We start from the raw sequence: 25,309 nt of genomic DNA, 5'->3' as shown, positions 1-25,309 counted from the left end.
ACGCGAGGAGCGATGTGAAGACGGCACCACCTTTGGCCGGCGTCACCGTCGTCGCCATGGAACAGGCTGTCGCCGCACCGATGTGCACCCGGGTGCTCGCCGACTTCGGCGCCAGGGTGATCAAGGTGGAGAACCCCGCCGGGGGCGACTTCGCCCGCGACTACGACGACGTCGTCAACGGCCCCGGCGGACTTGCCGCCCACTTCGTCTGGTGCAACCGCGGCAAGGAATCGGTCACCCTGAACCTCAAATCGCCCGCCGGTATGGAGGTGCTGCACCGCCTGCTCGCCGGCGCGGATGCGTTGGTGTCGAATCTGGCGCCGGGATCGCCGGCGCGACTTGGCGTTTCGGCTGCAGACCTCGCCGAGCGGCACCCGAACGTGATTCCTGTCGAGATCGACGGCTACGGCCCCGGCGGGCCGATCTCGCACAAGCGCGCCTATGACCTGCTGATCCAGGCCGAGGGCGGATCGTGTGCCGTCACCGGACACCCCGGCATGCCCGCCAAGCCGGGACCTGCGATGGCCGACTTCACCACCGGCCTCTACGCGGCGCTGTCGATTCTCGCGCTGCTGTATTCGCGCGACCGCAGGGCTGGGTCTGCTCCCGCCGTCGGGTTGAGCCTTTTCGACGTGTTGACCGATGTGATGGGTTACCAGCTGACCTACACCCAGCACTCGGGGATCGACCAGCAGCCCCTTGGCGTCGGCTCACCCGCCGTGGCGCCGTACGGCGCCTTCCCTACCCGTGACGGGCAGACCGTGGTGCTCGGCACCACGAACGACCGGGAATGGCAGCGCGTCGCCAGGGAGATCATCGACCGGGCCGACCTCGCCGAGGACCCGCGCTTCGCCACCAACCCAGGCCGCTGTGCCCACCGCGAGATCCTCGAGGAGGCGATCGGCGCGTGGTGCGCCGAGCACGATCTCGCACACATCCAGAAGGTCGCCGACCAGGCGGGCATCGGCAACTCGCGTTACAACCTGCCCAGCGAGGTGGTCGCCCACCCGCAACTGAGCGCCCGCAACCGCTGGCGTGAGGTGGACACCGCCAAGGGGCCCATCCAGGCGCTGCTGCCGCCGCCCGTCATCGACGGATACGATCCGCCGATGGGGGCCGTGCCCGGGCTCGGCCAGCACACCGATGCGGTGCTGGCCGAACTCGGATACGACCGCGACGACATCGCCGGGCTGCGCGAGCAGGGCGCCATCGGCCCGGCCTATCGCTCGTAGAAACGGAGAAGACCCATGCGTAAAGCGGTAATTGTCGAAGCGGTCCGGACGCCGGTTGGCAAGCGCAACGGCGGACTGTCCGAGATGCACGCCGCCGACTTGTCCGCGCTCGTGCTCACCGCGCTGGTGGAGCGGGCGGGCATCGACCCGGGAATCGTCGACGACGTCGTCTGGGGCTGCGTATCGCAGGTCGGCGACCAGTCCAGCAACATCGGCCGGTACTCGGTGCTCGCCGCGGGATGGCCCGAACACATCCCGGGCACCACCGTCAACCGCGCCTGCGGCTCGAGCCAGCAGGCGCTGGATTTCGCCGTGCAGGCGGTGATGTCGGGGCAGCAGGACGTCGTCGTGGCAGGCGGTGTCGAGGTGATGAGCCGGGTTCCGCTCGGCGCCGCCCGCGCCACCGGCATGCCCTACGGGCCCAAAGTAATCGAGCGTTACTCCGACTTCTCGTTCAATCAGGGCATCTCGGCCGAGATGATCGCGCAGAAGTGGGGGTTCTCCCGCACCAGGCTCGACGAGTACTCCGCGCAGTCGCACGAACGCGCGGCCGCCGCACAGGATGGCGGCGCCTTCGAGACCCAGATGATCTCCGTCTTCACCGGTGGCGAGCCCGTCGTCGCCGACGAAGGGGTGCGGCGCGGCACCAGCGTCGAGAAGCTCGCCGGGCTCAAGCCGGCGTTCAAGGAGGACGGCGTCATCCACGCGGGCAACTCGTCACAGATCTCCGACGGCGCCGCGGCGGTGCTGGTGATGGCCGAAGACAATGCGCTCGCGTTGGGGCTCACCCCGATCGCCCGGTACCGGGCGGGCGCGGTCACCGGAGCAGATCCGATCCTGATGTTGACCGGACCGATTCCGGCCACCGAGAAGGTGCTCCACAAGGCAGGCGTCGGCATCGACGAGATCGGCGTCTTCGAGGTGAACGAGGCGTTCGCGCCCGTGCCGCTGGCATGGCTCGAGGAGACGGGCGCGGACGAGGAGCGCCTCAACCCGCTCGGTGGCGCGATCGCGCTCGGACATCCGCTTGGCGCCTCGGGTGCGGTGCTGATGACCCGAATGCTCAACCACATGCGCGACAACGGGATTCGCTACGGGTTGCAGACGATGTGTGAAGGTGGCGGTACGGCCAACGCGACGCTCGTCGAGCTGATGGCCTGAATCGCGGCGGCTACCGCTACATACCGGCGAGGTGATGAAGTGATCACCGCCATGTGGCTGAGCGTGTAGGTGCCGTGGGCCGGCAAACGCGATGACCTGCGGTGTGAGCCCGGCCGAAACCTTTTTGCGCTGAGACCCTTGTCACAGCGGCCAAACCTACCTAGTGTGTGTTCACTAGGTTGGTTGATCGAAGGAGATCCGTGGCAGCTGTCGGCCAGTCCGCGAGCGCTCGTGAGGAGCCATCGCTTCCTCGCGCAAGCGCTCAGCGTCCCTACGAGACCCTCCTCGCCAAAGGTGAGGATCGTCGGCAGCGCATCCTCGGCGTGGCCGAGCGGTTGCTCGCACGCAACGGCTGGCGCGGCACCTCCCTTGCCCAGATCGCCAAAGAGGCAGGGGTCAGCGCCGCCGGACTGCTGCACCACTTCGAGTCCAAGGAGCAACTGCTCAACGCCGTGCTCGACGCGCGCGACGAGGACGACGCGATCCACGCGGACTACCAGTCGGGCGATCTGATCACAGAAATCAAGCGGGTCTCCCAGCGCTTCGACCGGGCGCCTGAACTCGTCGGCACGTTCACGGTGCTGCTCGTCGAGAACATCGCGCCCGAGGCGCCGCTGCACGACCGGCTGCACAAGCGCTATCGCGCCGCCATCGACATCCTGACCGGAAACATCGAGACCGGTCAGCGGCTCGGCAAGTACCGCCCCGATTGTGACGCGGCCACCAAGGCCGTCGAGATTCTCGCCTTCATCAACGGAATGGAGACCCTATGGTTACTCGACCCCTCGATACCGCTCACCGAGGCGTTCACGGGATACGCGGAGTCGCTCCAAGCCGCTCTGGCGCCGCGGAGCTCGACATGAGGTACCGACTCGACGTGGTGGCGGCCAACGCGGCCGACGCGGTCAAGTTCGCGGGTGGCTGGATGTACGACCGCGTGATGGCCGGCTGGGATGTCACCGTGCTGCTGCCCGATCGCTCGGATGTGCGGCCGTTGCACATCCTCGGTGTCGAAACATCGGATCTCGAATCGGCGTTGGCGCTGTGGGCCGAGCGTCCCCACCCGCAGACGGTGGCTGTCGCCGCCGATCTGTTCGCGAGCAACGATCGGGTGCGCCAAGGTGTGCTCGGCGCGCTCGAGCAGGGAATGACCGAGGTCACCCTGTGGGGCGAGAATTGGCCCGCCGAACTCGACGACAGCGTGGGACCAGTCGCGCATCATCTCAGCGCCGCGGCCAGGGCCTTCAAGAGGCAGGCCCTGACCGCCGCCAACGCCGACACCGGTGCCGTCACCGGTTCCGAGACATTCCGCTGCGGGGTGATGGCGAAGCCGTCGGTTGCCGCGGATCTCATCCCCGCGAGCTGAGGTTTATCAGAACCTTGCCTACGGCCTTCCCGTCGGCGACGTGCCTCAGCGCTCGTGAGGTTTCGGCGAGCGGGTACACCGCGCCGATGTGCGGTGCGACTGTGCCGGTGACGAGCAGATCGCGCAACTCCTCCTCGTTGCGCGCGAACTCGTCGGGTGCGACGTCCTGGAACTGGAAGCCGAGCACGGCCACGCCCTTCACCAGGATCAGGTTGAGCGCGATGCTGGGGATGACGCCCGACGCGTAGCCGACGGTGACGAACCGTCCGCCCCGGCGCAGTGACCGCAGCGCCGGTTCCGACAGGTCGCCGCCGACGGGGTCGATGACGGCGTCCGCGCCGTCGGGCAGCGCCTCCCGGAGCGAGGCGCGCAAGTCACCAGCTCGGTGATCGATCAGGTGGCGGGCTCCGTACGAGCCCGCCGCGTCGAGCTTTTCGGCCGATGACGCGACGGCGGTGACGTCGGCGCCCAGCGCAGCGGCCAGCTGTACGGCAGCGAGACCGACGCCACCGCCTGCGCCGAGCACGACGACGGCGTCGCCCGCACGCACCCGCGCGACAGACCGCAGCGCGTGATATGCGGTCCGATGGGCCACTCCGAACGCCGCCGCAGTGCGGTCGTCGATGGCGTCGGAAACACGGGCCAGAATGTGCGTCGCCACCGCGACCTCTTCGGCGAACGCACCGAACATCTGCGTTCCGGTCACCCGATCGCCGACGGCGAAACCGCCTGCCTCATCGGCTACTTCGATGACGACGCCAGCGAACTCGCTTCCGACGACGAACGGTGGCGGCACGCTGATCTGATACCGATTGGCCACGAGAAGAACATCAGGGTAGTTCACCGCCGCCGCGGAGACCCTCACCCGCACCTGTCCCGATTCGAGAGCCTGCGAGCTCTGTTCGGTGATCCGGACCACCTCCGGTGGCCCGTATTCCGGGCAGACCGCAGCGCGGGTCACCTGTAGTCGCTGGATTCGGCGAGGTCGGCGGCTGATCGCATCAGGTCGACGATCACGGGGCCGTAAGCCAGCAGCTTCTCGTTGTCGCCCGCGCGCTGGAAGCCCTGTTCGAGCACGATCGCAAGCTTCCACTTCGCCAGCACCAGGTAGTAGTCGAGGTCGTCGACCTGCCTGCCCGACACCTTGGCGTAATGGTCGACCACTTCTGTGCGCGAGGGCATCCCGCGCATATCGACGTAGCTCATCGCTGAGGACGCGTCCGTATGTTCGGGCCAGCTCTGCACCATCCAACCGAGGTCCAGCTTCGGGTCGCCGACGGTGCCCATCTCCCAGTCCACGATCGCCGCCAGCTGCGCGGGTGCGCCGTGGCGGTACATCACGTTCGCGAACTGGTAGTCACCGTGCATCAGGCCGGGGACGAAGTCGAGCGGCCGGTGACTGCGCAGCCATTCTGTAGCCGTGTCGAGGCCATCGATCTCGCGGCCCTTAATCCGCTCGAAGAAGCCGATCCACCGATCGACCTGGCGTTCGTGAAAACCGTCAGGGCGGCCGAGATCCTGCAGGCCCCTGGCTTTCCAATCGACCTTCGACAACAACGCGATGCCCTCGGCGAGTTGATACGCCAGCTGTCCGCGTGCGGCCATGTCGCTGTCGAACGGCTCCGGCCAGCGCCGCTGGTCGAGGTCCATCGGTGACCAGCCGTCGACGAACCCCATCAGGTAGAACGGTCTGCCGAGGATCGAAGCGTCGGCGCAGACGCCGACCGCGGCGGTGTGCGGCACGTCCGTCCCGTCGAGCGCCTCGATGATCCGCCACTCCCGCAGGATGCCCTTGTCGCGGTCGGGCGGGGCCTCCGGCGGCGGCATGCGGAGCACGCAGTCGTGCTCGCCGCGGCGGATCCGGTGGATGACGTTCTGCGTTCCGCCGGAGAGGAACTCGGCCTCCAAGGGCTCACCCTTCCCCGGCATCCCTTCGCCGTCCATCCAATCGGCGAGTCGTGCGGTGTCGATCTGTTGTCCGCTCACAGATTGCCCACCTCGTGCTCGATGTATTCGGCGAACTTCTGCTGAGCCGCCTCGCGTTTGCGCGGTATCCACTGCGTCGGCCACACGTCGTCGCTGGGCTGATAATCGCGCAGCACCTGCTTGGCGACCGTCGCCTTGTGCACCTCGGTCGGGCCGTCGGCAAGCCCCATCACCGCCGCACCGGTCACCATCGACATGAACGGCACATCGTCTGTGACACCGAGCGCCCCGTGTACTTGCATTGCCCGCCATGCGATGTCGTGCAGCACGGTCGGCATCACCACCTTGACGGCGGCGATGTCCTTGCGGACCTTTTTGTAGTCGTTGTACTTATCGATCTCCCACGCGGTGTAGAGCACCATCAACCGGAACTGGAGCAGTTGGGCGTAGGAATCGGCGATGTAGCCCTGCACGAACTGCTTGTCGGACAGTCGGCTCCCGTGCGTTTCTCGACTCAGCGCGCGTTCGCACATCATGTCCAGCGCACTGCGCGCCATCCCGATCGTTCGCATCGCGTGGTGGATGCGTCCACCGCCGAGACGGGTCTGCGCGATGACGAACGCCTGTCCTTCCCCGCCGAGCAGTGCCTCCGCCGGCACGCGCACATTGTCGTAGTGGATAAGCGCGTGCGAGCCCTCGCCTTCCCGCTCCCCGTGCAGGCCGAAATTGCGGACGATCTTCACGCCTGGGGTGTCGGTCGGTACCAGGAACATCGACATGCCTTGATAAGCGCTGACTTCCGGGTTCGTCACCACCATCACGATCAGAAACGACGCGGTCTTCGCATTGGAGGAGAAGAACTTCCAACCGTTGATCACCCAGTCGTCGCCGTCGCGCACCGCCTGCGTGGTGAACAGCGTCGGATCCGCGCCCGCGTGCGGTTCGGTCATCGAATAGCAGGAGAACAGCTCGCCGTCGAGCAGCGGCCTCAAGTACTTCGCCTTCTGCTCGTCGGTGCCGTAGTGGGCAATGATTTCGGCGTTGCCGGTGTCGGGCGCCTGACAACCGAAGATGATCGGCGCCCACTGGGATCGGCCGAGGATCTCGTTGAGTAGGGCCAGCTTGAGCTGTCCGTAGCCCTGCCCGCCCAGCTCGGGTCCGAGGTGCGTCGCCCACAGGCCACGTCGCCTGACCTCCTCCTTCAGCGGGCCGATCACCTTGCGGCGATTGTCGTCAGGCGGGTTGAACTGCAGATGGGGGAAGGCAAGGTCGAGCGGCTCGATCTCGTCACGGACGAACGCGTCGACCCAGTCGAGTTCCTTCTGATACTCCGGGTCGGTTTGGAAATCCCACGCCATTGTGTTTCTCCTTCAACTCCGTCAGGTCTGCTGGTTGAATCCGGTGATCAACGCGCCGATGTCGCGGGCCACCACGTCGGCGAAGGATCGCATGCCGTATCCGGCGAGCGCCCAGTGCCGCACGCCCTCGCTGACGTGCATCTGAGCCAGTCTCGACAAGTGCGGAACGTCAACGTGGGCAGCGAGTTTGCCGTCGACCTTCGCCTTGGCGAACAGCTCGCCGAACATGTCGGCGTCGGCGTCGTCGGGACGGTCGCCGGTGAGGATGCGCTGCTCTTGGCGATAGCCCTCGAGGATGGTCTCGACGACGAGGTCGCGCGGGTTGCGCGCCATCGAACGTTCCAGGCTGCGTAGGGCCTTGACGATGACGTTGCGCACGTCGTAATCGCCAGCCAGTTCCTGATGCATGGTCTTCTGCGCTGCGCGGGTGGACAGGAGGCCCACCTCGAACAGTACGTCTTCCTTGGCCTGGAAGTAGAAGTAGAACAGCGCCCGGGAGACCCCCGCAGCCCGGCAGATGTCGGCAACCGTCGTCTTCGCATAACCGTTCGTGCGCCACAGCGCCATCGCCGCCTGGACCAGCGACCGCTTGGTCTCGGTTGACCTCGCCCGCTGGAACGATGCTCTCCGCTGACCACCGTCAGCGGTGACTATGGAGCTGTTCTTCGACACAGCCGCACCTTAGCAGGAAGATCGGCGATGGGAAATAGTTGACGGATGTCTAACTATCTAGCCAGCTGCGAACTCCGTGACCAGCGACGCGACGAAGGACTGAGTGCGTCGGCGCGATGCTCTCCGTTGGGCGGCATCGTCACCGAGCGGTACCACGCGGACCGCCAGATCGGTGACACCGGCATCGCGGTAACGGCGGAGGCGCGCAAGCACCCTCGACTCGTCACCGGCGGCCATGGTGTCGCCGACATCGTCGGCGTCACCATGTTCGAGCAGCCGGACGTAGTTCGGTGAGAAGTCAGCGTGCCCGAGTACTTCGCTGGCGTAGGCGCGGGCGTCAGCGACGTCGCCGTCCGAGCAGAGCGCAACGGGAACGCCTGCCACGACGCGGGTTCCGGTCCGCCCCGCGGATGCGGCTGCCTCGGTGATACGAGGGACGACGTAGTCGCCGATGGCGCGTTCGTCGGCCATCCAGAGGATCGTGCCGCCGGTGCGCTCACCGGCGATCCGCAGCATCGTCGGCCCGAGTGCGGCGATGAGCACATTCATCTCGAACGCATCGGTGACGTCGACCGGGCTGTGCACGCGGTAGCTGTCGTTGTCGACGGCCACCGCGCCGGGACCGGCGAACGCCGCGTCGAGCACGTCGAGGTAGTCGCGCACGAGCCGCGCCGGCTTCTCATAGGGGAGTCCGAGTTGGTCCGAGATGATCCAGTGGTGGGACGGACCGACGCCGAGCGTGAACCTCCCAGCGCACGCGACCTGGGTGGTCAACGCCTGCTGGGCGAGAATCAGCGGGTGACGGGTCTGCAGAGGAACGACGGCCGTCCCGAGCTCGATGCGGTCGGTGACATGCCCGAGCAGTGCGACCGCCGTCATCGCATCGAGGTAGCCCGGCACCTGCGGGATCCAGAACGACGCGAAGCCATCGTCTTCGGCGATCCGGCCGTCCTCCAGAAGGCCGCTCAGTCGGTCCGCCCGCGGGCGTTCCTTGTCCGAGCCGACCATCAGCCCGACGCGCATTCAAACCCCCTACGGCACATGGCGATCCCACTGATACGGCACGATCGGGTAGAACGGGGCGGCAAGGAGCGGCTCGACCTCGCCTTGCCGCCAGCGGGCATTCAGCGCGGGCCGCAACCGCTCGGCGGTTGCGACCGGGTCGTCGTCGAGGAAGCAGTAGGTGAGCAACTGGCCGGCGCGGGCGCTTGCGAGGCGCTCGTCGACGTCCTGCGACGCGACCGACCAGACACCGCCGACCCCTTCGACGTCGACAAGGTCGGTGGGCGAGGTGCTTCCCGATTCCAGCAGCAGGAAGACACCCTGCGCCGGCCACCACGGCAGCACGTCGGCGCCGATCTTGATGCGCGGTGCGGCGGCCTTGTCGGCCACCGTGTAGACGCCGCGTTGCACGGGCGGAAGGAGCGGCAGTTTGCGGTCGGCGCCACCGAGAGCCGACGACAGTGCGAGGAACGGTGTCAGCCCGCTCTGGTCGGTGAAGAAATACGTCATCACGTGGTCGATCTCGTCGAACGCCTCGTCGCTGTGTGCGCGCGCGGCCCGGCAGGCGGGGGTCGAGACCAGCCTCAGTGACGCGCGCACGCCTGCGAGCCGGTGTTGCTCGGGTCGGTGGTCGAGGGTGTGCCAGCGCAGGTATTCGGCGTCGAGACCGTCCGGGTGGCGGCGCGCCATCGAGACGAACAGGGTGCCGATCTCGCCGCGCCCTGCGGCGAGCACGCCGTCGACGTTGTCGGAAGGCTTTCCTGGAAGGGTCAATTCGGTCCTCCGGACAGCTCGATCTCGGGATGGCGCGCGGCCACCATGCGTCGCATGCCCTCCCGCCACGGCACTTCGGTCCGCCCGAGAATTTCGTGCATGCGGGTCACGTCAGGCCACAACGGGGTGTGCGCGTCGGGGGTGTAGTCGAAGACCGGCTCGACGCCGACGAGTTCGCCGAGATACGTGCAGTAGTCCTCTATGCTGACCGTCTCGCTGCCCGCCCAGTTGACGGTGACCGGCGGATTGGCGGCGACCTCCATCGCGCGGACGCCGAGCCGGACGTAGTCGTCTTCGTAGATCGGGTTGTAGTTGTTGGGCTTGTCGGGGTGGAGCCGAATAGGCTTGCCTGCCAACATCATCTCCAGCCGGTCGGCGGGCGCTCCGCCCTCGGGCCCGTAGGTGCTACAGATCCGGATGATCGTCAATGGAATTCCGTAGCGGTCGGCGACCCACGTGCAGACCGACTCCGCGGCGATCTTGCTGAAGCTGTAGTTGGGCCGCAGCGGCACGCCGGGTGGGTCGGTTTCGCGCAGCGGGCGGTGCCCCTGGTAGCCGTAGACCGATCCGGTCGAGCAGAACACGAAGCCGCACGCGGTGCGGCAATGGTGAAGCAGCGCGCCGGAGTTGTGTGCGTTCGTCTTGACGCACCGCGTCCAGTCGTCGGTGCCGGTGTCGACCGCCGCATGGAATACGTAGCCGAAATCGTCGGGCACCGTCGAGAAGTCGGGGTCGGCCATGTCGAGCGTGAGCGGGATGATGCCGGCCGCCTCGAGCTTGCCCCGATCTTCGGGGTTTCGCAGCCGCGCCGCGCCCCATACCTCGTTGCGCTGCGCGAGTGCGCGTGCGATCGGAAAGGCGATCTTGCCGGTTGCGCCGGTGATCAGCACCTTCTGTCCGTCGAGCACCCACTAGTCATAGCGCATCGTCACCCAAATGTTAAGTACTTGATATGTTGGACCCGTGCAATTGCGGTTCGATGACGACGTCGAGGTTTTCCGCGCGGAATTCATCGCCTTCCTCGACGAGCACCTGCCTGCCGAGGCCGAGGCGGCCGCCGAGCGATCGCGCTCGACGTCGCACGTGCCGGAGTGGTCGCGACGCTGGCAGAAGACCCAGTTCGACCACGGGTGGTTGCTGCCGGGCAATCCGCCGGAGTACGGCGGCCGCAACGCGAACATCCTCGAGCAGTTCGTTCACCGCGAGGAGCTGTCGCGGCGACGCATCTACCACGCCTTCAATCCGCAGGGCGTGGGCATCATCGCGGCCTCGCTGCTTTCGTTCGGCACCGAGGAGCAGAAGCAGCGATGGGCGGTCCCCCTCCTGCGCGCCGAGATCACGGCGTCGCTCGGAATGAGCGAGCCGGGCGCCGGCTCCGACCTTGCGGGCCTGACGACGCGCGCTGTGCTCGACGGCGATCGTTTCGTCGTCAACGGGCAGAAGGTGTGGACGTCGGGTGCGCACGACGCCGATGTCATCCTCGCTTTCGTCCGCACCGACCCGGAGGCGCCGAAACACAAGGGAATCAGCGCATTGCTGATCCCGACCGATAGCCCTGGAGTGACGTGCCGGCCATTCGCGTGTGTGTACGACCGCGACGATCTCGACTTCAACGAGGTCTTCCTGACCGATGTCGTGGTGCCGGCCGAGAACCTCGTAGGGCCGCCGGGGGGTGGCTGGAAGGTCGCCAACGGGTCACTCGGTCACGAACGCACGATGATGTGGCTGCAGTTCGCCAATCGGTTGGGGCAGACGCTGGAGAGCTTCCATCCCGTCGGGGCACTGCAGCGCGACGAATACGCGCGCATCGCCATGGATTATCAGGCGCTGCGCCTGCTCGGCTCTGCGGCGCTGGCGCGCGCCGCACGAGGCGAGGGGGATACCGCAGGGCTTTCGGTTCTCAAGGTGTTCGGATCGGAGGCCGAGCAGAGCGCTTACCGCCACGTCCTGGAGGCCACGGGTGCCGATGCGCTGTCCGACCCGGCGATGACCGCACCGTACAACCCTTACAGCCCAGGACAATTCACGGCGGGCTGGTTCACGCGCTACATCGGTAGCTTCGCGGGCACCATCGCGGGCGGCACGTCGGAGATCCAGCGCAACATCATCGCCCAGCACGTCCTGAAGCTGCCCGCGCGCTGAGACGGTCATGGGGCGGCACGACTCCAAACGTCGGCATCGCCCGTCGCGACCGTCAGCTTTCCGGCAACGCCCGTCTACGTGCCTTCATCCCCCCATCGGCCAGCCGACGAACGGCGAGTGCCCCGGGTAAGACGAGTCCGCCGGGTAAGACGAGTCCGCCGGATAAGACCCCCAATTCGGGGGTGCCGGCCAAGTGGGGTCCGCCGGCCAAGTGGGGTCCGCCGGCCAAGACCCGGCAGCGGCGGTGCCCGCACTGGCAAACAGGCCGAGGCCACCGAATGGAACAGACATGGCCGCCGCTGCGACCGCGGCGACGAGCAGTTTCTTGAGCATGTGCTTCTCCTGTCGATGACTGCGGACCCGTGGGCTCACGTTCACCGATCCTCACGCGTGGCGAGGAAGCCGCTTCGAGTAGTCGACTACTGGAATTTTGGAGCCGCTTAAGCAGCGACTACTTGTATCTGGAGCCGCATAAGCAGCGACTACTTGCATCTGGCTGAGCGTAAACGAGACGAATACGCAGGCCTGGGGCTAACTTCCACCCACCTCGGCAAGCGGCTCGACTGGCCTAGCTACTGCTGAAGCGGGCGGCTGACACGACGTTCGACGACCGCTCGCGCGGTCAGGTGATGGCGCGCCGATCCGACAACGCGACCAAGCCCCACCCCGCCATCGCGACGGACCCACCAGTGCCGAGAACGGGCTGGGCGAATGCGAACACTGCAACTACGTCAAGGAGTGACCGGGGTGGTCGGTGACCGCAGGAACCGAACACTGCGGACACAGCAGAATTCGTCACCCCGACAGATCATCGCTATTGGTCGACGGCACTGCCGGCGCCCAGGCGGAATCGGGTACGCCTCAGCGAAGTGGAGGTCAACGTCGGCATTGCGCTGGACGAACGCGACGCCGCATAAGCGCGATCTGCGCAGCTACGCTTTGGCCTGCCCAGTCAACCGGCATGCGAACGGCGGTTGTCCTTGAGATGGGCGGAGCTGCGGGTTACGAACCAGGTCGCGAGCGGACGCACGAGACGGATCAACGGCACCAGCTTGCCGAAGTCCTCCTTCATGTCTCCGAGTTGCTCGTCGAGCCCTCGTTTCTGGTACTGAAGGAGGCGCTGGCTTTCCTCAGTGTCCACCCAGTCACCGAAGAAGCGAGCAGGCTTCGTTCGGACAAAGGCTTCGACGGGGATGGGACCGATTCCGATTGCACTCATGAGTGCGGTGGCGAAGTCGTAATAAGTCATGCGGCAGCTTGCGCCGCCGGCGATGTACAGCGTCGCTCCGATCGACTCCTCACAGGCCACGGCCCGAGCGAACGCAACTCCCGCGTCGGCGGGATGTAGGAACTCGAACCGCGCGTCGGGACTGAACTCGAACATGATGCTTGGGTCCTGCGCCTGCAAATGTATTGGCGTCACGGCCGCAAGCCGTAGGATGCTCCAGCGCAGCCGCGACTGCCGGATCGCTTGCTCACACGCCACCTTGTGGCGCCCGTATTCGTCCGTCGGATGCACGGGTGTGTCGACGCGCAGCGGCGGCTCGCGGTCTTGGTCGTCTCCGAAAATGCCTACGGACGATGCGAAGACGAGCCTGCCGGCCGTGGGCGAGGCCTCCATCTCCGCGACAAGGTTGCGCGTGGCATCGACGTTCACTTTTTTGGCGAGGTCGGGAACTCGTTCTGTAGCGGGAGGAATGATGGCCGCCAGGTGGATAACCGCATCCACGCCCTTGAGTGCGAATTGGAGCGACTCTCGATTCGTGATGTCGCCCCAGACGAACTGCACTCGTCCATCGAAGCCGGACGCGAGTTGGCGCGCCCGGCGAGATTCGAGGTCGAAAGCGACGACATCGTGGCCTTCGACGAGCAACGCCTCCAATGTGGAAAAGCCGATGTTGCCCAGGGCGCCTGTCACCAAGACCTTCATTGTTCAGCCTCGCGACGGTGTCGGCGCGGCGAGTTCACGCAGAGACGACATGAACAGCTCGTCCATCTGCGGGCTCAAGTCGGCAAGGGTCGGAGCGCTGGCGAAGCTGGCGGAGCCGAAGACGCGTTCGAGCACATCGGGCTCCGTGGAAGCGCCGATGGACAGGCACAGGCAGGCAACGCCGTCGGCGCGGAGCTCTTCGAGGGCCTTGCCGGCGTCGGCTTCCGCGTAACGCCCCTCGTAACCGTCGTCGTAGGGGAAGCCGTCCGAAAGAACGAGCAGCAGCCGATTCGGCGTGCCGGCCTGATTCTTGAGAACTTCACCCGCACCGCGGATTCCGGCGCCGAGGCGGGTGTAGCTCGCCGGTTCGAGCTGGTTGAGGCGGGCCCGCCCGACGGCGCCGAAACTCTGGTCGAACGTCTTGATGACAGGCAGATGTACGGCGTGGCGGCCCTGCGATCGAAACGCGTAGACGGCGACACGGTCACCGAGCTCTTCGAGTGTGACGGCCAGGGTGGCGGCCGCCCGTCGCTGGTGGTCGTGCACGGCGAGGCCGTCCGAATCGGCGTCTACGGCGGATCCGGAGGCATCGATCAGAATGAGCACGCCGAGATTTCGAGCAAGCTTGCGGCGCTCCAGGTAGACATGCTCGGGCGCCGAGAAGCCGGATTGCAGATCGACGAACAGGTCGATGAGCGCCTCGATGTCGAGGTCGTCTCCGTCGGCGCGGCCGCGCAATACCTTCGGGCCGAGCCCGACACGAGCCAGGCGGCGCCGCAGCACGTCATCGTGCACGACAGCGGCATCGGACACGTCGGCGTCAACGGTCAGCGGAAAATCGATGACCCGGCACCAGTCCGGCTTGTATTGGTTGTTGAACACGTCCCACTCCGGATATAGCGCCCCGCCCACACCTAGCGCAGCACCGGGCTTGCCGTCATCCGTGAACTGAATACGCGTCGGCACGGGTCGAGCATTCGCTCCCGCCTCCTGCACCCGCCGGACGGAGCGGACCGTCATCTCGGCGCCCGCGGCGCCCTCGCCTTCGGAACGTTTACCGCCGAACATCTTTCGGAAGTAGTCTGACATCGACTGGTTGTTGAAGAGGGGACTCTCGAACAACTTGAGGATCTTGCTCTCGCTGGACTTCCCGCCGTCGTCGTCTTCGTCGTCGTCCTCGGAGTCGGGCATGTCGATGGGGTCGAACTGGAGTTTGAGGTCTTTGTTGGTGGCCTGCCCGCCTGGTCCAGCGGTGGACCCCAACAACCGGGACGGTTTGATGACACCGAACCACTCCGGCGGATCAGCGACATGGGCTCGGCTCCTGGCAACCTCAAGTGACTCGTCGGCGGTCGCGGTGCCGGGTGGGCTGTCGGGGACGAGCGCGGCATCGAGTGGAATCTGTCGAGCGAGTTCGGCGAGAGCCCGGTGGCCCTCGAGTGCCAGGTAGCGGCGCGCGATCGTGGCCCGCGCCCGCAATCCCTTCACCAACCGCGGATCAAGGCTGCCCGCGCCGAGAAGAGCGGCCTGAACCAGCGTTTCGCGGCGCTGCTCCTCGACGGAACCAGCGGCTGAGACGAAGATGAACTGGCCGTTGGTGTGCGCGGGCTGGCCGGCCGGCGCCTCGGTGACGTCGACCGACCTGCCGGCGATGTAGGTGGCGAGGAACCGGAACCGGTCAGGGTTTCCCGAGGCGGCGTCGGTCACGTCTGGGGTAGGACGGTATTGACTAGTTCATCGAGGGCGCGGATGACGTCGGCATCGTCGGAGAGCACTTGGACGACGGCCGCGTGGACGGCACTGCGCAGGTTCAGCCCCTCGGCCACAAGGCCGCCGGCGAGGATCAACATGCGGGTGGAGGACACTTCGCGCAGCGGTGAGCCGTCCAGGTTACGGATGGCGTACGCGAGCTTGACCAGTGAACGTGCGGTTTCGATATCGATCCCGGCTTCGTAGGCAACCACCTCGGTCTCGACGTCGGGGGACGGGTAGCCCAGTGCGATGGCGATGAAGCGCTGACGCGTCGACTCTTTCAGGTTCTTCAGGACGCTCTGGTATCCGGGGTTGTAAGAGATCACCAGCTGGAATCCCGGGGCCGCCTGCAGTGTCGTGCCGAGCCGGTCGACGGGCAACTCACGGCGGTGATCGGCAAGCGGATGGATGACCACGGTGGTGTCCTGGCGTGCCTCCACCACCTCGTCCAGATAGAAGATGGCGCCCTCGCGCACCGCGCGGGTCAGCGGCCCGTCCACCCACACCGTCTCACCGCCCTTCAGCAGAAATCGGCCGACGAGGTCAGCCGACGTCATGTCCTCGTGGCCCGCAACGGTGATCAGCTCGCGGCCCAGGTGGTGGGCCATCGCCTCCACGAAACGTGTCTTCCCGCACCCCGTAGGCCCCTTGAGTAGCACCGGCAGCCCACGGCGGGCCGCAGCGCGGAAGACCTCTACCTCGTCGTCGACCGCACGGTAGAACGGCGCGTCCGAAACAGGCGTGACCACCGCAGAAGTACTGCTGCGCATTTACTTTCCTCGCTCAAGTGGAACGTTGTCGGGAAGCTTCACGCCCTCGGGGAGGACGAGCTCACCGTCGTGGTTGATGTAGCCGGAATTCGTCAGGGGCATCGGTAGCGCAGGATCGGGGCACGGCCGATCGGTGTCCTCACCGCAGATGCCCATCAGGAAGTACGAGCGCTTCAAAATGTCGTCCGGCCACGGGTCCTGGTGCATGGCAAAGAACTGTGCCGGAATGTTGTAGAAGACGAAGAAGAATGCGCTGCACGCGGCGAAGATCGCCAGGAAGCGGGTCAGCTGCTGTTTGACGAATCCGCCTCGGACCTGGTCGAGCCCGCGCTCGACGAAGGTGCGGCCACGGTCGTCGGTGAAGTAGCGCATGCAGCACAGACCGGCTTGGACGCCGCCCCACATGAGCCCTTCATAGAGCGGCCACTGGTAGTAGGTGCCGGCATTGACCGACAGCGCCTGGATGGCGCCTGGATAGGTGAACAGCCCCATCGGCATGAGGAACAGCCCCTCGATGACGAAATCGAAGAAGAAGGTCCAGGCGATCACGACCCCGATGAGGCCGAAGGTGTTGATATTGGGAAACCGCTTCTTGGCTAGGCGCATGACCCAGCAGCCCAGCATGGTGCACAGCAGCACGAAGAAGTAGCCGGGGGCGTTCATCAGAACGGGCTCGGCCATCATGGCGCCCGGTTCCCCGAACGACACCCAACCCGGAATGTCCTGGACCCACGAGCCCATGTTCCACATCCAGGTGTTGTACGTGCTCCACGTGCTGAAGTAGTTCAGTAGCGGATCCTGAAACCACAGCAGGCCGCAGGACACGAAGAGCATTCCGTCGAGGGTGATTCGCCGTTCCCGGCGCCACGGCCGAATGAGGAACCACCAGATGGCAATTGGCATGCCCACCACGATCACGGCCGTCCAGGTGAAGAGGATCGTCTTCATGAACATCGGTGGGTCGGTCGGGCCTGCGGGGACCCGCTCGAAGTTCGGGCCGGTGATCCAGCGGATCCACACATACAGCTGGAACGCAAGAATCACACCGCCGACCGCCGCCCACACTCGCACCGGCGTGATCTTCTTCTGAGGCTGCGCACCGAGTGCCGCGTCACTCAGTGACTCGGTGAGAACGGGCTTCTTCCTGCTCGACAGATCGCTCACGACACCGTCTCCTCCGCACTTGTCGATCCCATGGACCTCACAGCTCCCCTCAGAAAGTGGCCGATGCGCCGAAAATATACCAGCCGGTATCTGAATGACCAAGGGGTCAAATTTTGTGGCAAGATGGCGGCATGGTGGAGCCTTGGACGCGCGAGCGACGCCTCGAACGCACGCGTTCACTGCTGCTGGATGCCGCCGAGCAGGTGTTTGCCGAAAGGGGTTTCATCTCAGCGACTCTCGACGACATCGCGAAGGCGGCCGGCTACTCGAAAGGCGCGATCTACAAGTACTTCGCCACCAAGGAGGAACTGTTTCTGGCTGCGAGTGACCGGTACTGGCGTCGGTACTTCGACAAGTTCGCGGAGGTGATGTCGTCGTCGGACCACATCGGGGCACGCGAGCTCGAAGACATCGGGGAGCGGTGGCGCCAGCTGAGTCGTGACCGCGGCGCCGAGCATGCGGCACTGGGCATCGAGTTCAACCTCTACCTGCTGCGCAATCCGGAGGCGCGAGAACGCGTGGCCGCCAAGCGATCCGAGGTGGTCGACGAGCTCACCCGCTACATCGTCGATGGTATCGAGACGCTTGGCGCGACCCTGCTGATCCCCGCGGCGACGTTCGCCCACATCATCATCGCCACGACCGACGCCGTCGAACTGGGTAGTCACCTCGACGATGTCGATCTGTACCAGCCGATGCTCGAGATGTACGTGTCGGCCGTGAAGATGCCCTGACCCTCAATTGCCTCGTTCGAAGGGCACGGTCACGGGAACCTCTTTGCCCTCGGGGACGACGAGTTCACCGTCGGTGTTGATGTGGCCGGACCATCTGCTCGGCAAGGGCAGGCTGGGGTCGGGGCACGGGATGTCCGTTCCGTCACCGCAGATGCCGCCGTTGAAATACGAACGCTTCAGGTGGTCTTCGGGCCACGGGTCGGAGTGCATGGCGAACCATTGCACGGGAATGTTGTAGAGGACGAAGAAGCATGCGCTCACCGCGGCGAAGATCGCTAAGAACCGGACGAACTGCTGTCGAACGAAGCCGCCGCGGACACGGTCCAATCCGCGCTCGGCGATCGTGCGGCCGCGATCGTCGGTGAAGAAGCGCAGACAGCACAGCGCCGTTTGGACGCCGCCCCACATGAGCCCTTCGTACACCGGCCATTGGTAATAGGTGCCGGCATTGAAGGACACCTCGCGGATGGCACCGGGATAGGTGTAGAGCCCGGCCGGCAACAGGACCAGTGCCTCCATCACGAAGTCGAAGACAAAGGAGATCGCGAAGGTCGCCAGGATCAAGCGCAGATTGCTGATGTTGGGCCAGCGTGACTTGATCTTGCGCATGACCGCGCATCCGATGATCGTGATCAGTAGGACTCCGTACGCGTATCCCACCGTGTTGGTCAGCAGCGGTTCGGGCACCATGCGGCCTGGTTCATCGGGTGAAAACCATCCGGGAATGTGCGGTGTCCAGGCGCCGCGGTTGAACAGCCAGGTGTTGTAGGTGCACCACGTGTTGAAGTAGTTCAGGAAGGGATCCTGAAAAAACATCAGGCCCATGGACAACACCAGCATCCCGTCCAGCGTGATCCGTCGCTCGCGCCGCCACGGCCTGATGAAGAACCACCAGATGGCGAAAGGCAGGCCTACCCAGAGCACGACCGCGTTCGCGATGAGCGGGATCTTCATGTGCAACGGCAGCGGGGTCGGCCCGGCGGGCACTTGCTCGAAGTACGGCCCGGTGACCCATTTGGTCCACACGTACAACTGCAGGAGCAGGATCGCGCCGCCGAAAAACGCCCAGATCTGCACGGGCTTGCCCTTGGGCTGAACCTGGGCGCCGAGTTCGGCCGTTCCGCCGAGTGACTCGGTGACGGCAGGTTTCTTGTTCGACAGATCGCTCACGACGCCTCCTGGGCCGCCGCGTCCCCACGCGGCTCACAGCGAAAGATACCAGTCAGTATCTGGATGTCTAGAGGGTTTCTCAGATTCTGTGGCAGACTTTTGGCATGGTCGAGCGGTGGACACGAGAACGGCGTCTCGAGCACACCCGTTCGCTGTTGCTCGACGCCGCGGAGGATGTGTTCGCCGAAAAGGGCTTCGCACCAGCGACTCTCGACGACATCGCCCACGCAGCGGGCTATACGAAGGGAGCCATCTACAAGCACTTCGTCACGAAGGAGGACCTCTTCCTCGCAGTGAGCGACCGTTATTGGCGCCGCTATTTCGACAATTTCGCCGACGTGATGGCCTCAGCGGAGCAGCTCGGGTCGCGCGAACTCGACGAGATCGCCGCGCGATGGCGCCAACTCAGTCGTGACCGGGGTGCTGAGCACGCCGCGTTGGGCCACGAGTTCACCCTCTATCTACTCCGTAATCCTGAGGTGCGCGAACGGGTGGCCGAGAAGAGGTCAGAAGTCGTCGAGGCGCTCGCGGGGTTCATCGTCGAAGGCATCGACAGGCTCGGTGGAACGTTGCTGATTCCGCCGTTGACCTTCGCCCAGGTGCTCGTAGCGACCAGCGACTCGGTCGTGCTGGGCAGCGAACTCGACGATGTAGACCTCTATCGGCCCGTCATCGAAATGTACGTCTCGGCGATCAAAATGCCGTGACTATCAGCTGCTCTCGGGCAGCGTTCGGACGGCCTGCGCTCCGGCACGTCGCGTCAGATAGTCGATCTGCAGGTGGATTGCGTAGAGCACCAGCGGGGGCAGCACAATGAACGGGACGTTCTCCGCGATGAATTTGAAGCCAAGGCCGTACGCGCCTTGGCCGATGTTGCCGAAGCCGGCGCCCACCTCCGCCAGGAAGTACACCGCGGTGCTGCTCATCAACACCGCGCACCCGGCAAATGCGGCCCAGAGGTAGCGGATCCGCGATTCCGTGGCCAGGTCGACCTTGATCAACCTCGTCCAGGTGAGGAGCACGACGACTCCGGTGATCACTCCGACCACCTCCAGCGCGAAGATCCACGGGTTGCCGCTGACGTAGCGGGTGTCGGCCAGTGCGTACTGCCACCACAGCCATTTCCAGCCGGGATCGGTCGTGGGAGTCCACAGGCCGAGCGGGTGCCCGATGAGGAACATCAACTCGTAGCCGATCTGACTGCATGCCGTATACGGCAAATAGAACAGCGTCAGCTCCGCCGCCTTGTCGAGCCGGGTTCGACTTTCGCCGGGCGCGTCCCACAGGATGACGAGCGGAACGAGTATCACCGGTACGCCGAAGAGGAGGTTGGCGATCACGTCGGAGGTCAGATTCGGTGCGATCAGACCGAATTGGACGCCGATCGTCATGGCGAGAAACACGACTCCCGTCAGCAGTCCCACGCCGAGGTAGATACGACCGCGATGCGGTGCGACCGGGCGCGCGAAGTTCGGTTCGCGAGTTTCCAGTGTGGTCACGACCTCTACTACCTCTCACCCGGACACGGGTCAATATCAACTACTTGCGATTGCCGCGTGAAGCATATACCGTCGGGTTGGTCGTCTCTGCGAAATGCCCGAAAAGGTAGCTGCGGCTGAACGTTTGCCTGAGACACTTGCCGGGCGCTTCGCGGGTGGGCGGCGCGGCCATCGACGACAGTCGACAGGAGACGACGATGCCTCGATTTCCCAAGCCGCCGGAAGGCAGCTGGACTGAGCACTACCCACAGCTGGGAACCGGTCCGGTTTCTTACGAGGACTCCGTGGACCCGGAATTCTACGAACTCGAGCGAAAGGCCGTGTTCCGTCGTGCGTGGCTGAACGTTGGTCGGGTCGAAAGCATCCCACGCAAGGGCAGCTATTTCACCAAGGAACTCAAGGTCGTCAACACCTCCATCATCGTGGTTCGCACCGCCAGCGGTGAAGTCAAGGCGTTCCACAACATCTGCCGGCACCGCGGCAACAAGCTGGTGTGGAACGACATGCCGCTGGAGGAGACCAGCGGCGTGTGCCGCCAGTTCACCTGTAAGTACCACGCCTGGCGCTACGACCTCGACGGCAATCTCACCTTCGTCCAGCAGGAGGGGGAGTTTTTCGACCTCGACAAGAGCCGCTACGGCCTGGTGCCCGTGCACTGCGAGGTGTGGGAAGGGTTCATCTTCGTCAACTTCGCCGATGAGCCCGAGCAGGGCCTGCGTGATTTCCTGGGGCCGATGATCACCGATCTCGAGGGATATCCGTTCGACAAGATGACCTCGCGGTTCCATTACCGGTCGGAAGTGAAGGCCAACTGGAAGCTCTACATGGATGCGTTCCAGGAGTTCTACCACGCACCTGTGTTGCACGCGAACCAGTCCCCGACGGCATATTCGAAGGCTGCGGCCGAGGCGGGCTTCGAGGCTCCGCACTATCGCATCGACGGGCCACACCGGTTGGTGAGCACGTCGGGTATCCGGGCCTGGGAGATGGCCGACGAGATGCGCAAGCCGATCGAGGACATCTGCCAGAGCGGATTGTTCGGGCCATGGGACAAACCGGATCTCGGCGAGATGCCGGCGGGACTCAACCCGGCGAAATGCGATCCGTGGGGGCTCGACTCGTTCCAGCTGTTCCCGAATTTCGTGATCCTGTTCTGGGGACAGGGTTGGTATCTGACCTATCACTACTGGCCGACGTCGTTCAACACGCACATTTTCGAAGGCACGGTGTATTTCCCGCAGCCGAGAACTCCTCGGGAGCGCATCGCGCAGGAACTCGCCGCGGTGTCTTTCAAGGAGTACGGGCTGCAGGACGCCAACACCTTGGAGGCGACGCAGACGATGGTCGAATCGCGGGTGCTGGACAACTTCCTGCTCTGCGACCAGGAGGTGCTCATCCGGCATCTTCACACCGAGACCGCGGCTTGGGTTGCGGACTACCGACGCAAGACCGCGGGGGTGTGAGGTGACGACCGCCGAGTCGACGGCGAAACTGCCGCCCGAGTTCGCCGACCTCGAGGAGTTCTCGGACTGGTGTCTGGCCACCGAGGCCGAACGGTACGCCAAGAGGCTGGCCAGTTCGATGAAGGAGCTCCAGGCCTTCTACGACGCGATCACCGCGCGTGCCGAGGAGGCCATCGCCTACTGCGACAAGTTCTCCCTGGACGAGATGCCCGACGATGTGCTCAATCTGATGCATCTTCTCTATTCGATGATTCAGGCGTCGTTTCCGGTTGAGTGCTGGAAGCAACCGAAGGTCCCCGACACGGGCGCCACCACGCTGGACTGTGTGTCAGAACCGGTGCCGTGACGGAGCGAGGCTTGTCCGAGCATCCATCCAGCACCGGCCCGGTCACCCTCCTTCGCGCCGCGCGTTGGGCCGACGTGGAGGCCGGCGAGGTGCGCTCACCGGCTGTGGTGGTGATCGACGGCAACCGGATCTCGGCGGTCAATCCCTTTGAGGTGCCGCAGAACCAGGACAACGACATCGATCTGGGCGACGTCACGCTCCTGCCCGGTCTGATGGACATGGAACTCAACCTGCTGATCGGCGGACCCGGCGGTCCCGAAGGTCTGCCGAGTCCGATGCACGGTGTGCAGGACGACCCCGCGTACCGCACCTTGCGGGGTGCGGTCAATGCCCGCACCACCCTCGAGGCCGGCTTCACCACCGTGCGCAATCTCGGATTGATGGTCAAAACGGGTGGCTACCTCCTCGATGTCGCCCTGCAGCGCGCGATCGAGGCGGGCTGGCACACCGGGCCGCGGATCTACCCGGCGGGGCACGCGGTGACGCCCTACGGCGGGCACCTCGATCCGACGGTGTTTCAGCGCCTCGCTCCTGGCATCATGCCGCTGTCGGTCGCCGAGGGCATCGCCAACGGCGTCGACGAGGTCAGGGCGTGTGTGCGCTATCAGGTCCGGCACGGCGCCAAGTTGATCAAGGTGTCCGCTTCGGGCGGCGTGATGTCGCACAGCACCGCGCCCGGCGCGCAGCAGTACTCCGATGACGAGTTCGCCGCGATCGCTGACGAGGCGCACCGCGCGGGGGTACGGGTGGCCGCTCATGCGGTGGGGGACAGCGCTATTCGCGCGTGCATCCGAGCGGGGATCGACTGCATCGAACACGGATTCCTTGCCACCGACGACACGATCAAGATGATGGCCGACACCGGCACGTTCCTGGTGTCGACCACTTACCTGACCGAGGCGATGGCGATCGACCGCATCGCTCCGGAGTTGCGCAAGAAGGCCGAAGTGGTCTTCCCGCAGGCTCAGGCCATGCTGCCGAAGGCCATCGATGCCGGGGTCAGGATCGCGTGCGGCACGGACGCCCCCGCGATCCCGCACGGGCAGAACGCGAAGGAGCTGTGCGCTCTTGTGTCGCGTGGCATGACGCCCATGCAGGCGCTGCGGGCGGCCACCATCACCAGCGCCGAGCTGATCGACGCCGACGACGAACTCGGGCGCATCGCGCCGGGCTACCTCGCCGACATCGTCGCGGTGCCGAATGACCCGTCGCGCGACATCGCGGCCACATTGAATGTGCGGTTCGTGATGAAAGACGGCGTCGTCTACAAGCGCTAGCGCCCAGACCGAGAGGAGCGAGCGTGGAACAAACCGACAACATCCTGTGGCTGCTCAAGCAGGCGTGGTACTTCTCCTTGACCACGGTCAACGACGCGGTGAGCGAGCACGGCGTCAGCACCGCGCAGATCGGTGTGCTGCGCCAGTTGTCGGCCGAACCGGGGCTGTCAGGGGCTGATCTGGCTCGGCGGATGCTGATCAGTCCGCAAGGGGTGCAGCTCGCGCTCACCGCACTGGAACGGCGCGGGCTCGTGGAGCGCAAGCAGGACCCTCAACACGGCCGAATCCTGCAGGCGTTCCTCACCGACCAGGGCCGCGAGGTGGCTGAAGCCGTCGTCAGCGACGCGATCGCCGCGCATGACAAGGTCTTCGGCGTGCTGACCAAGACCGAGCAGAAAACCCTGCGTGAGCTGCTGGCGCGCGTTGTCGAGCAGGGCACGGGCCACGAGCTGTACGAAGATCACATCGATTCGTAGGGAGTATTAAGTACTTGAGATGAATGACAAGTACTTGATATATTGGAGTCGATGGCTGAGAACAGTGATGCCGACGGCTTCGCGCCGCTGCGCGTCAAGCGCGTCGTACGCGAGACGTCTGACGCCGTCTCCCTGGTGCTGGACGTGCCGGAGTGCTGCTCAGCTCAGTACCAGTATCGGGCCGGTCAATTTCTGACATTGCGCGTCACAGTCGGGGGCCAGGAACTTCGCCGTTGCTATTCCATGTCGTCGGCACCGCTCGAAGACGACCTGCAGATCACCGTCAAGCGTGATCCCGGCGGTGTGGTGTCGAACTGGCTCAACGACACCGTCGCCGAAGGGTTGGAGATCCACGCCGCGCCGCCCGAGGGTCGGTTTTGTCTGCGTGACACCGCCGACGAGATCGTGGCGTTCGCCGGTGGCAGCGGCATCACGCCGATCATGTCCTTGGTGCGCACGGCGCTGGTGAGCTCGTCGCGGCAGATCCGGCTGTTCTACGCCAACCGCAGTCGCGAATCGGTGATCTTCGCCGATGCGCTCACCCGGTTGGCCGACGAGCACGCAGACCGGCTGGTGGTCCAGCACCACATCGATGACGACAGCGGTGTGGTGACGGCCTCGGTGGTCGAGTCGTTCGTCGCCGGCGCCGGTGCGGCGGACTATTACATCTGCGGCCCCGGACCCTTCATGGACACCGTGGAGGACACGGTGCTCGGCTATGGTGTGCCGCACGAACGTGTTCACCTCGAACGTTTCTCGGTGGAACCGGTTTCCACCGACGCCGCCCTTGCTTCCGAGCAGACCGAAGAAGTCGTGATCGAACTCGATCGCAAGACCACCACCGCCGACTACCGCGCAGGCAACACGTTGCTGCAGACCGCGCGCATCGCGGGTCTGCGGGCTCCATCGTCGTGCGAGACCGGCTCCTGCGGAACGTGCATGGCGCGCATCGTCTCCGGCAGCGCGAGGATGCTGAACAACGACGCGCTCGATGACGACGAAGTGGCCGACGGCTGGGTGCTGACATGCCAGTCTCTACCTACGAGCCGATCAGTCCATGTGGTCTACGAGTAGAAGCGAGGTCGAGTGATGGGA

At 65.2% G+C, this 25,309-nt stretch carries 25 protein-coding genes; 12 read left to right on the top strand and 13 right to left on the bottom strand.

Translation table 11 applies throughout. The features are described from left to right. Positions 1-56: 56 nt before the first annotated feature. The 4 genes from C6A82_RS18480 to C6A82_RS18465 all read left to right on the top strand — a co-directional run bounded on the left by C6A82_RS18480 (position 57) and on the right by C6A82_RS18465 (position 3,759). Positions 57-1,232 (top strand): CaiB/BaiF CoA-transferase family protein, encoded by a 1,176-nt coding sequence (locus C6A82_RS18480; RefSeq protein ID WP_233216944.1) that lies wholly within the window; start codon positions 57-59, stop codon positions 1,230-1,232. Between the two features lie 15 nt (positions 1,233-1,247). Then, positions 1,248-2,393: a thiolase family protein gene (locus C6A82_RS18475; protein WP_105345597.1), complete on the top strand. Its 1,146-nt coding sequence runs from the start codon at positions 1,248-1,250 to the stop codon at positions 2,391-2,393. Between the two features lie 314 nt (positions 2,394-2,707). Continuing rightward, complete coding sequence (locus C6A82_RS18470; protein ID WP_233216945.1) at positions 2,708-3,256, top strand: TetR/AcrR family transcriptional regulator; 549 nt, start codon at positions 2,708-2,710, stop codon at positions 3,254-3,256. Then, a complete protein-coding gene (locus C6A82_RS18465; RefSeq protein ID WP_105345601.1) occupies positions 3,253-3,759 on the top strand; it encodes a hypothetical protein in 507 nt (168 codons plus the stop codon). The genes C6A82_RS18470 and C6A82_RS18465 overlap by 4 nt, the downstream gene beginning before the upstream one ends. On the opposite strand, the gene C6A82_RS18460 is transcribed toward C6A82_RS18465, so the two are convergent. The 7 genes from C6A82_RS18460 to C6A82_RS18430 are packed head-to-tail and all read right to left on the bottom strand — an operon-like array spanning position 3,743 to position 10,399. Next, positions 3,743-4,720 (bottom strand): NADPH:quinone oxidoreductase family protein, encoded by a 978-nt coding sequence (locus C6A82_RS18460; protein WP_105345603.1) that lies wholly within the window; start codon positions 4,718-4,720, stop codon positions 3,743-3,745. The two genes, C6A82_RS18465 and C6A82_RS18460, sit on opposite strands and share 17 nt — an antisense overlap. Next, entirely contained in the window at positions 4,717-5,703 is a 987-nt protein-coding gene (locus C6A82_RS18455) for a phosphotransferase family protein (RefSeq protein WP_396836823.1), read from the bottom strand. The genes C6A82_RS18460 and C6A82_RS18455 overlap by 4 nt, the downstream gene beginning before the upstream one ends. 38 nt (positions 5,704-5,741) lie before the next feature. Beyond that, the gene (locus tag C6A82_RS18450; protein ID WP_311101410.1) at positions 5,742-7,043 is read right to left on the bottom strand and encodes an acyl-CoA dehydrogenase family protein; all 1,302 of its coding nucleotides are present in this window, start codon (positions 7,041-7,043) and stop codon (positions 5,742-5,744) included. A gap of 21 nt (positions 7,044-7,064) precedes the next feature. Continuing rightward, entirely contained in the window at positions 7,065-7,715 is a 651-nt protein-coding gene (locus C6A82_RS18445; protein WP_199193925.1) for a TetR/AcrR family transcriptional regulator, read from the bottom strand. A gap of 57 nt (positions 7,716-7,772) precedes the next feature. Then, complete coding sequence (locus C6A82_RS18440) at positions 7,773-8,738, bottom strand: TIGR03564 family F420-dependent LLM class oxidoreductase (RefSeq protein ID WP_105348174.1); 966 nt, start codon at positions 8,736-8,738, stop codon at positions 7,773-7,775. A 9-nt stretch (positions 8,739-8,747) separates the two neighbouring features. Continuing rightward, positions 8,748-9,491 carry a hypothetical protein gene (locus C6A82_RS18435; protein WP_105348176.1) on the bottom strand — a complete coding sequence of 248 codons (744 nt, stop codon included), beginning with the start codon at positions 9,489-9,491 and terminating at the stop codon, positions 8,748-8,750. Next, entirely contained in the window at positions 9,488-10,399 is a 912-nt protein-coding gene (locus C6A82_RS18430) for an NAD(P)-dependent oxidoreductase (protein ID WP_105348178.1), read from the bottom strand. The genes C6A82_RS18435 and C6A82_RS18430 overlap by 4 nt, the downstream gene beginning before the upstream one ends. A 55-nt stretch (positions 10,400-10,454) precedes the next feature. Here C6A82_RS18430 and C6A82_RS18425 point away from each other — a divergent pair, with 55 nt between their 5' ends. Beyond that, the gene (locus C6A82_RS18425) at positions 10,455-11,633 is read left to right on the top strand and encodes an acyl-CoA dehydrogenase family protein (protein ID WP_105348179.1); all 1,179 of its coding nucleotides are present in this window, start codon (positions 10,455-10,457) and stop codon (positions 11,631-11,633) included. A 952-nt stretch (positions 11,634-12,585) separates the two neighbouring features. Here the strand turns inward: C6A82_RS18425 and C6A82_RS18420 are convergent. Genes C6A82_RS18420 through C6A82_RS18405 form a run of 4 tightly spaced genes read right to left on the bottom strand, consistent with a single transcriptional unit; the run spans position 12,586 to position 17,249 of the window. Continuing rightward, complete coding sequence (locus C6A82_RS18420) at positions 12,586-13,563, bottom strand: NAD(P)-dependent oxidoreductase (RefSeq protein ID WP_105348181.1); 978 nt, start codon at positions 13,561-13,563, stop codon at positions 12,586-12,588. Positions 13,564-13,566: 3 nt separating this feature from the next. After that, positions 13,567-15,270: a nitric oxide reductase activation protein NorD gene (locus C6A82_RS18415; RefSeq protein ID WP_105348183.1), complete on the bottom strand. Its 1,704-nt coding sequence runs from the start codon at positions 15,268-15,270 to the stop codon at positions 13,567-13,569. Next, a complete protein-coding gene (locus C6A82_RS18410) occupies positions 15,267-16,085 on the bottom strand; it encodes a CbbQ/NirQ/NorQ/GpvN family protein (RefSeq protein WP_105348184.1) in 819 nt (272 codons plus the stop codon). The genes C6A82_RS18415 and C6A82_RS18410 overlap by 4 nt, the downstream gene beginning before the upstream one ends. Then, entirely contained in the window at positions 16,086-17,249 is a 1,164-nt protein-coding gene (locus C6A82_RS18405; RefSeq protein WP_105348186.1) for a spirocyclase AveC family protein, read from the bottom strand. A 131-nt stretch (positions 17,250-17,380) separates the two neighbouring features. Between C6A82_RS18405 and C6A82_RS18400 the strand changes: the two genes are divergently transcribed. Next, the gene (locus C6A82_RS18400) at positions 17,381-17,983 is read left to right on the top strand and encodes a TetR/AcrR family transcriptional regulator (protein WP_105348188.1); all 603 of its coding nucleotides are present in this window, start codon (positions 17,381-17,383) and stop codon (positions 17,981-17,983) included. Positions 17,984-17,986: 3 nt separating this feature from the next. On the opposite strand, the gene C6A82_RS18395 is transcribed toward C6A82_RS18400, so the two are convergent. Beyond that, complete coding sequence (locus tag C6A82_RS18395; protein ID WP_105348190.1) at positions 17,987-19,153, bottom strand: spirocyclase AveC family protein; 1,167 nt, start codon at positions 19,151-19,153, stop codon at positions 17,987-17,989. A gap of 104 nt (positions 19,154-19,257) precedes the next feature. On the opposite strand from C6A82_RS18395, the gene C6A82_RS18390 reads away from it, so the two are divergent. Continuing rightward, a complete protein-coding gene (locus C6A82_RS18390) occupies positions 19,258-19,860 on the top strand; it encodes a TetR/AcrR family transcriptional regulator (protein WP_105348192.1) in 603 nt (200 codons plus the stop codon). A 3-nt stretch (positions 19,861-19,863) separates the two neighbouring features. On the opposite strand, the gene C6A82_RS18385 is transcribed toward C6A82_RS18390, so the two are convergent. Further along, positions 19,864-20,652, bottom strand: a complete 789-nt coding sequence (locus tag C6A82_RS18385; protein WP_105348194.1) for an emopamil-binding protein — start codon at positions 20,650-20,652, stop codon at positions 19,864-19,866. Between the two features lie 197 nt (positions 20,653-20,849). Between C6A82_RS18385 and C6A82_RS18380 the strand changes: the two genes are divergently transcribed. The 5 genes from C6A82_RS18380 to C6A82_RS18360 are packed head-to-tail and all read left to right on the top strand — an operon-like array spanning position 20,850 to position 25,288. Beyond that, a complete protein-coding gene (locus C6A82_RS18380) occupies positions 20,850-22,115 on the top strand; it encodes an aromatic ring-hydroxylating dioxygenase subunit alpha (RefSeq protein ID WP_105348233.1) in 1,266 nt (421 codons plus the stop codon). A gap of 1 nt (position 22,116) precedes the next feature. Next, a complete protein-coding gene (locus C6A82_RS18375) occupies positions 22,117-22,461 on the top strand; it encodes a hypothetical protein (RefSeq protein ID WP_105348195.1) in 345 nt (114 codons plus the stop codon). Positions 22,462-22,472: 11 nt separating this feature from the next. Then, the gene (locus C6A82_RS18370; protein WP_105348235.1) at positions 22,473-23,738 is read left to right on the top strand and encodes an amidohydrolase family protein; all 1,266 of its coding nucleotides are present in this window, start codon (positions 22,473-22,475) and stop codon (positions 23,736-23,738) included. A gap of 23 nt (positions 23,739-23,761) precedes the next feature. Next, entirely contained in the window at positions 23,762-24,214 is a 453-nt protein-coding gene (locus C6A82_RS18365; RefSeq protein WP_105348197.1) for a MarR family winged helix-turn-helix transcriptional regulator, read from the top strand. A 51-nt stretch (positions 24,215-24,265) separates the two neighbouring features. Beyond that, the gene (locus C6A82_RS18360) at positions 24,266-25,288 is read left to right on the top strand and encodes a ferredoxin--NADP reductase (RefSeq protein WP_105348198.1); all 1,023 of its coding nucleotides are present in this window, start codon (positions 24,266-24,268) and stop codon (positions 25,286-25,288) included. The last annotated feature ends 21 nt before the right edge of the window (positions 25,289-25,309 follow it).

This window comes from Mycobacterium sp. ITM-2016-00318 (assembly GCF_002968285.2).
Classification (GTDB): domain Bacteria; phylum Actinomycetota; class Actinomycetes; order Mycobacteriales; family Mycobacteriaceae; genus Mycobacterium.
This window is presented reverse-complemented; position numbering and strand designations above follow the sequence as displayed.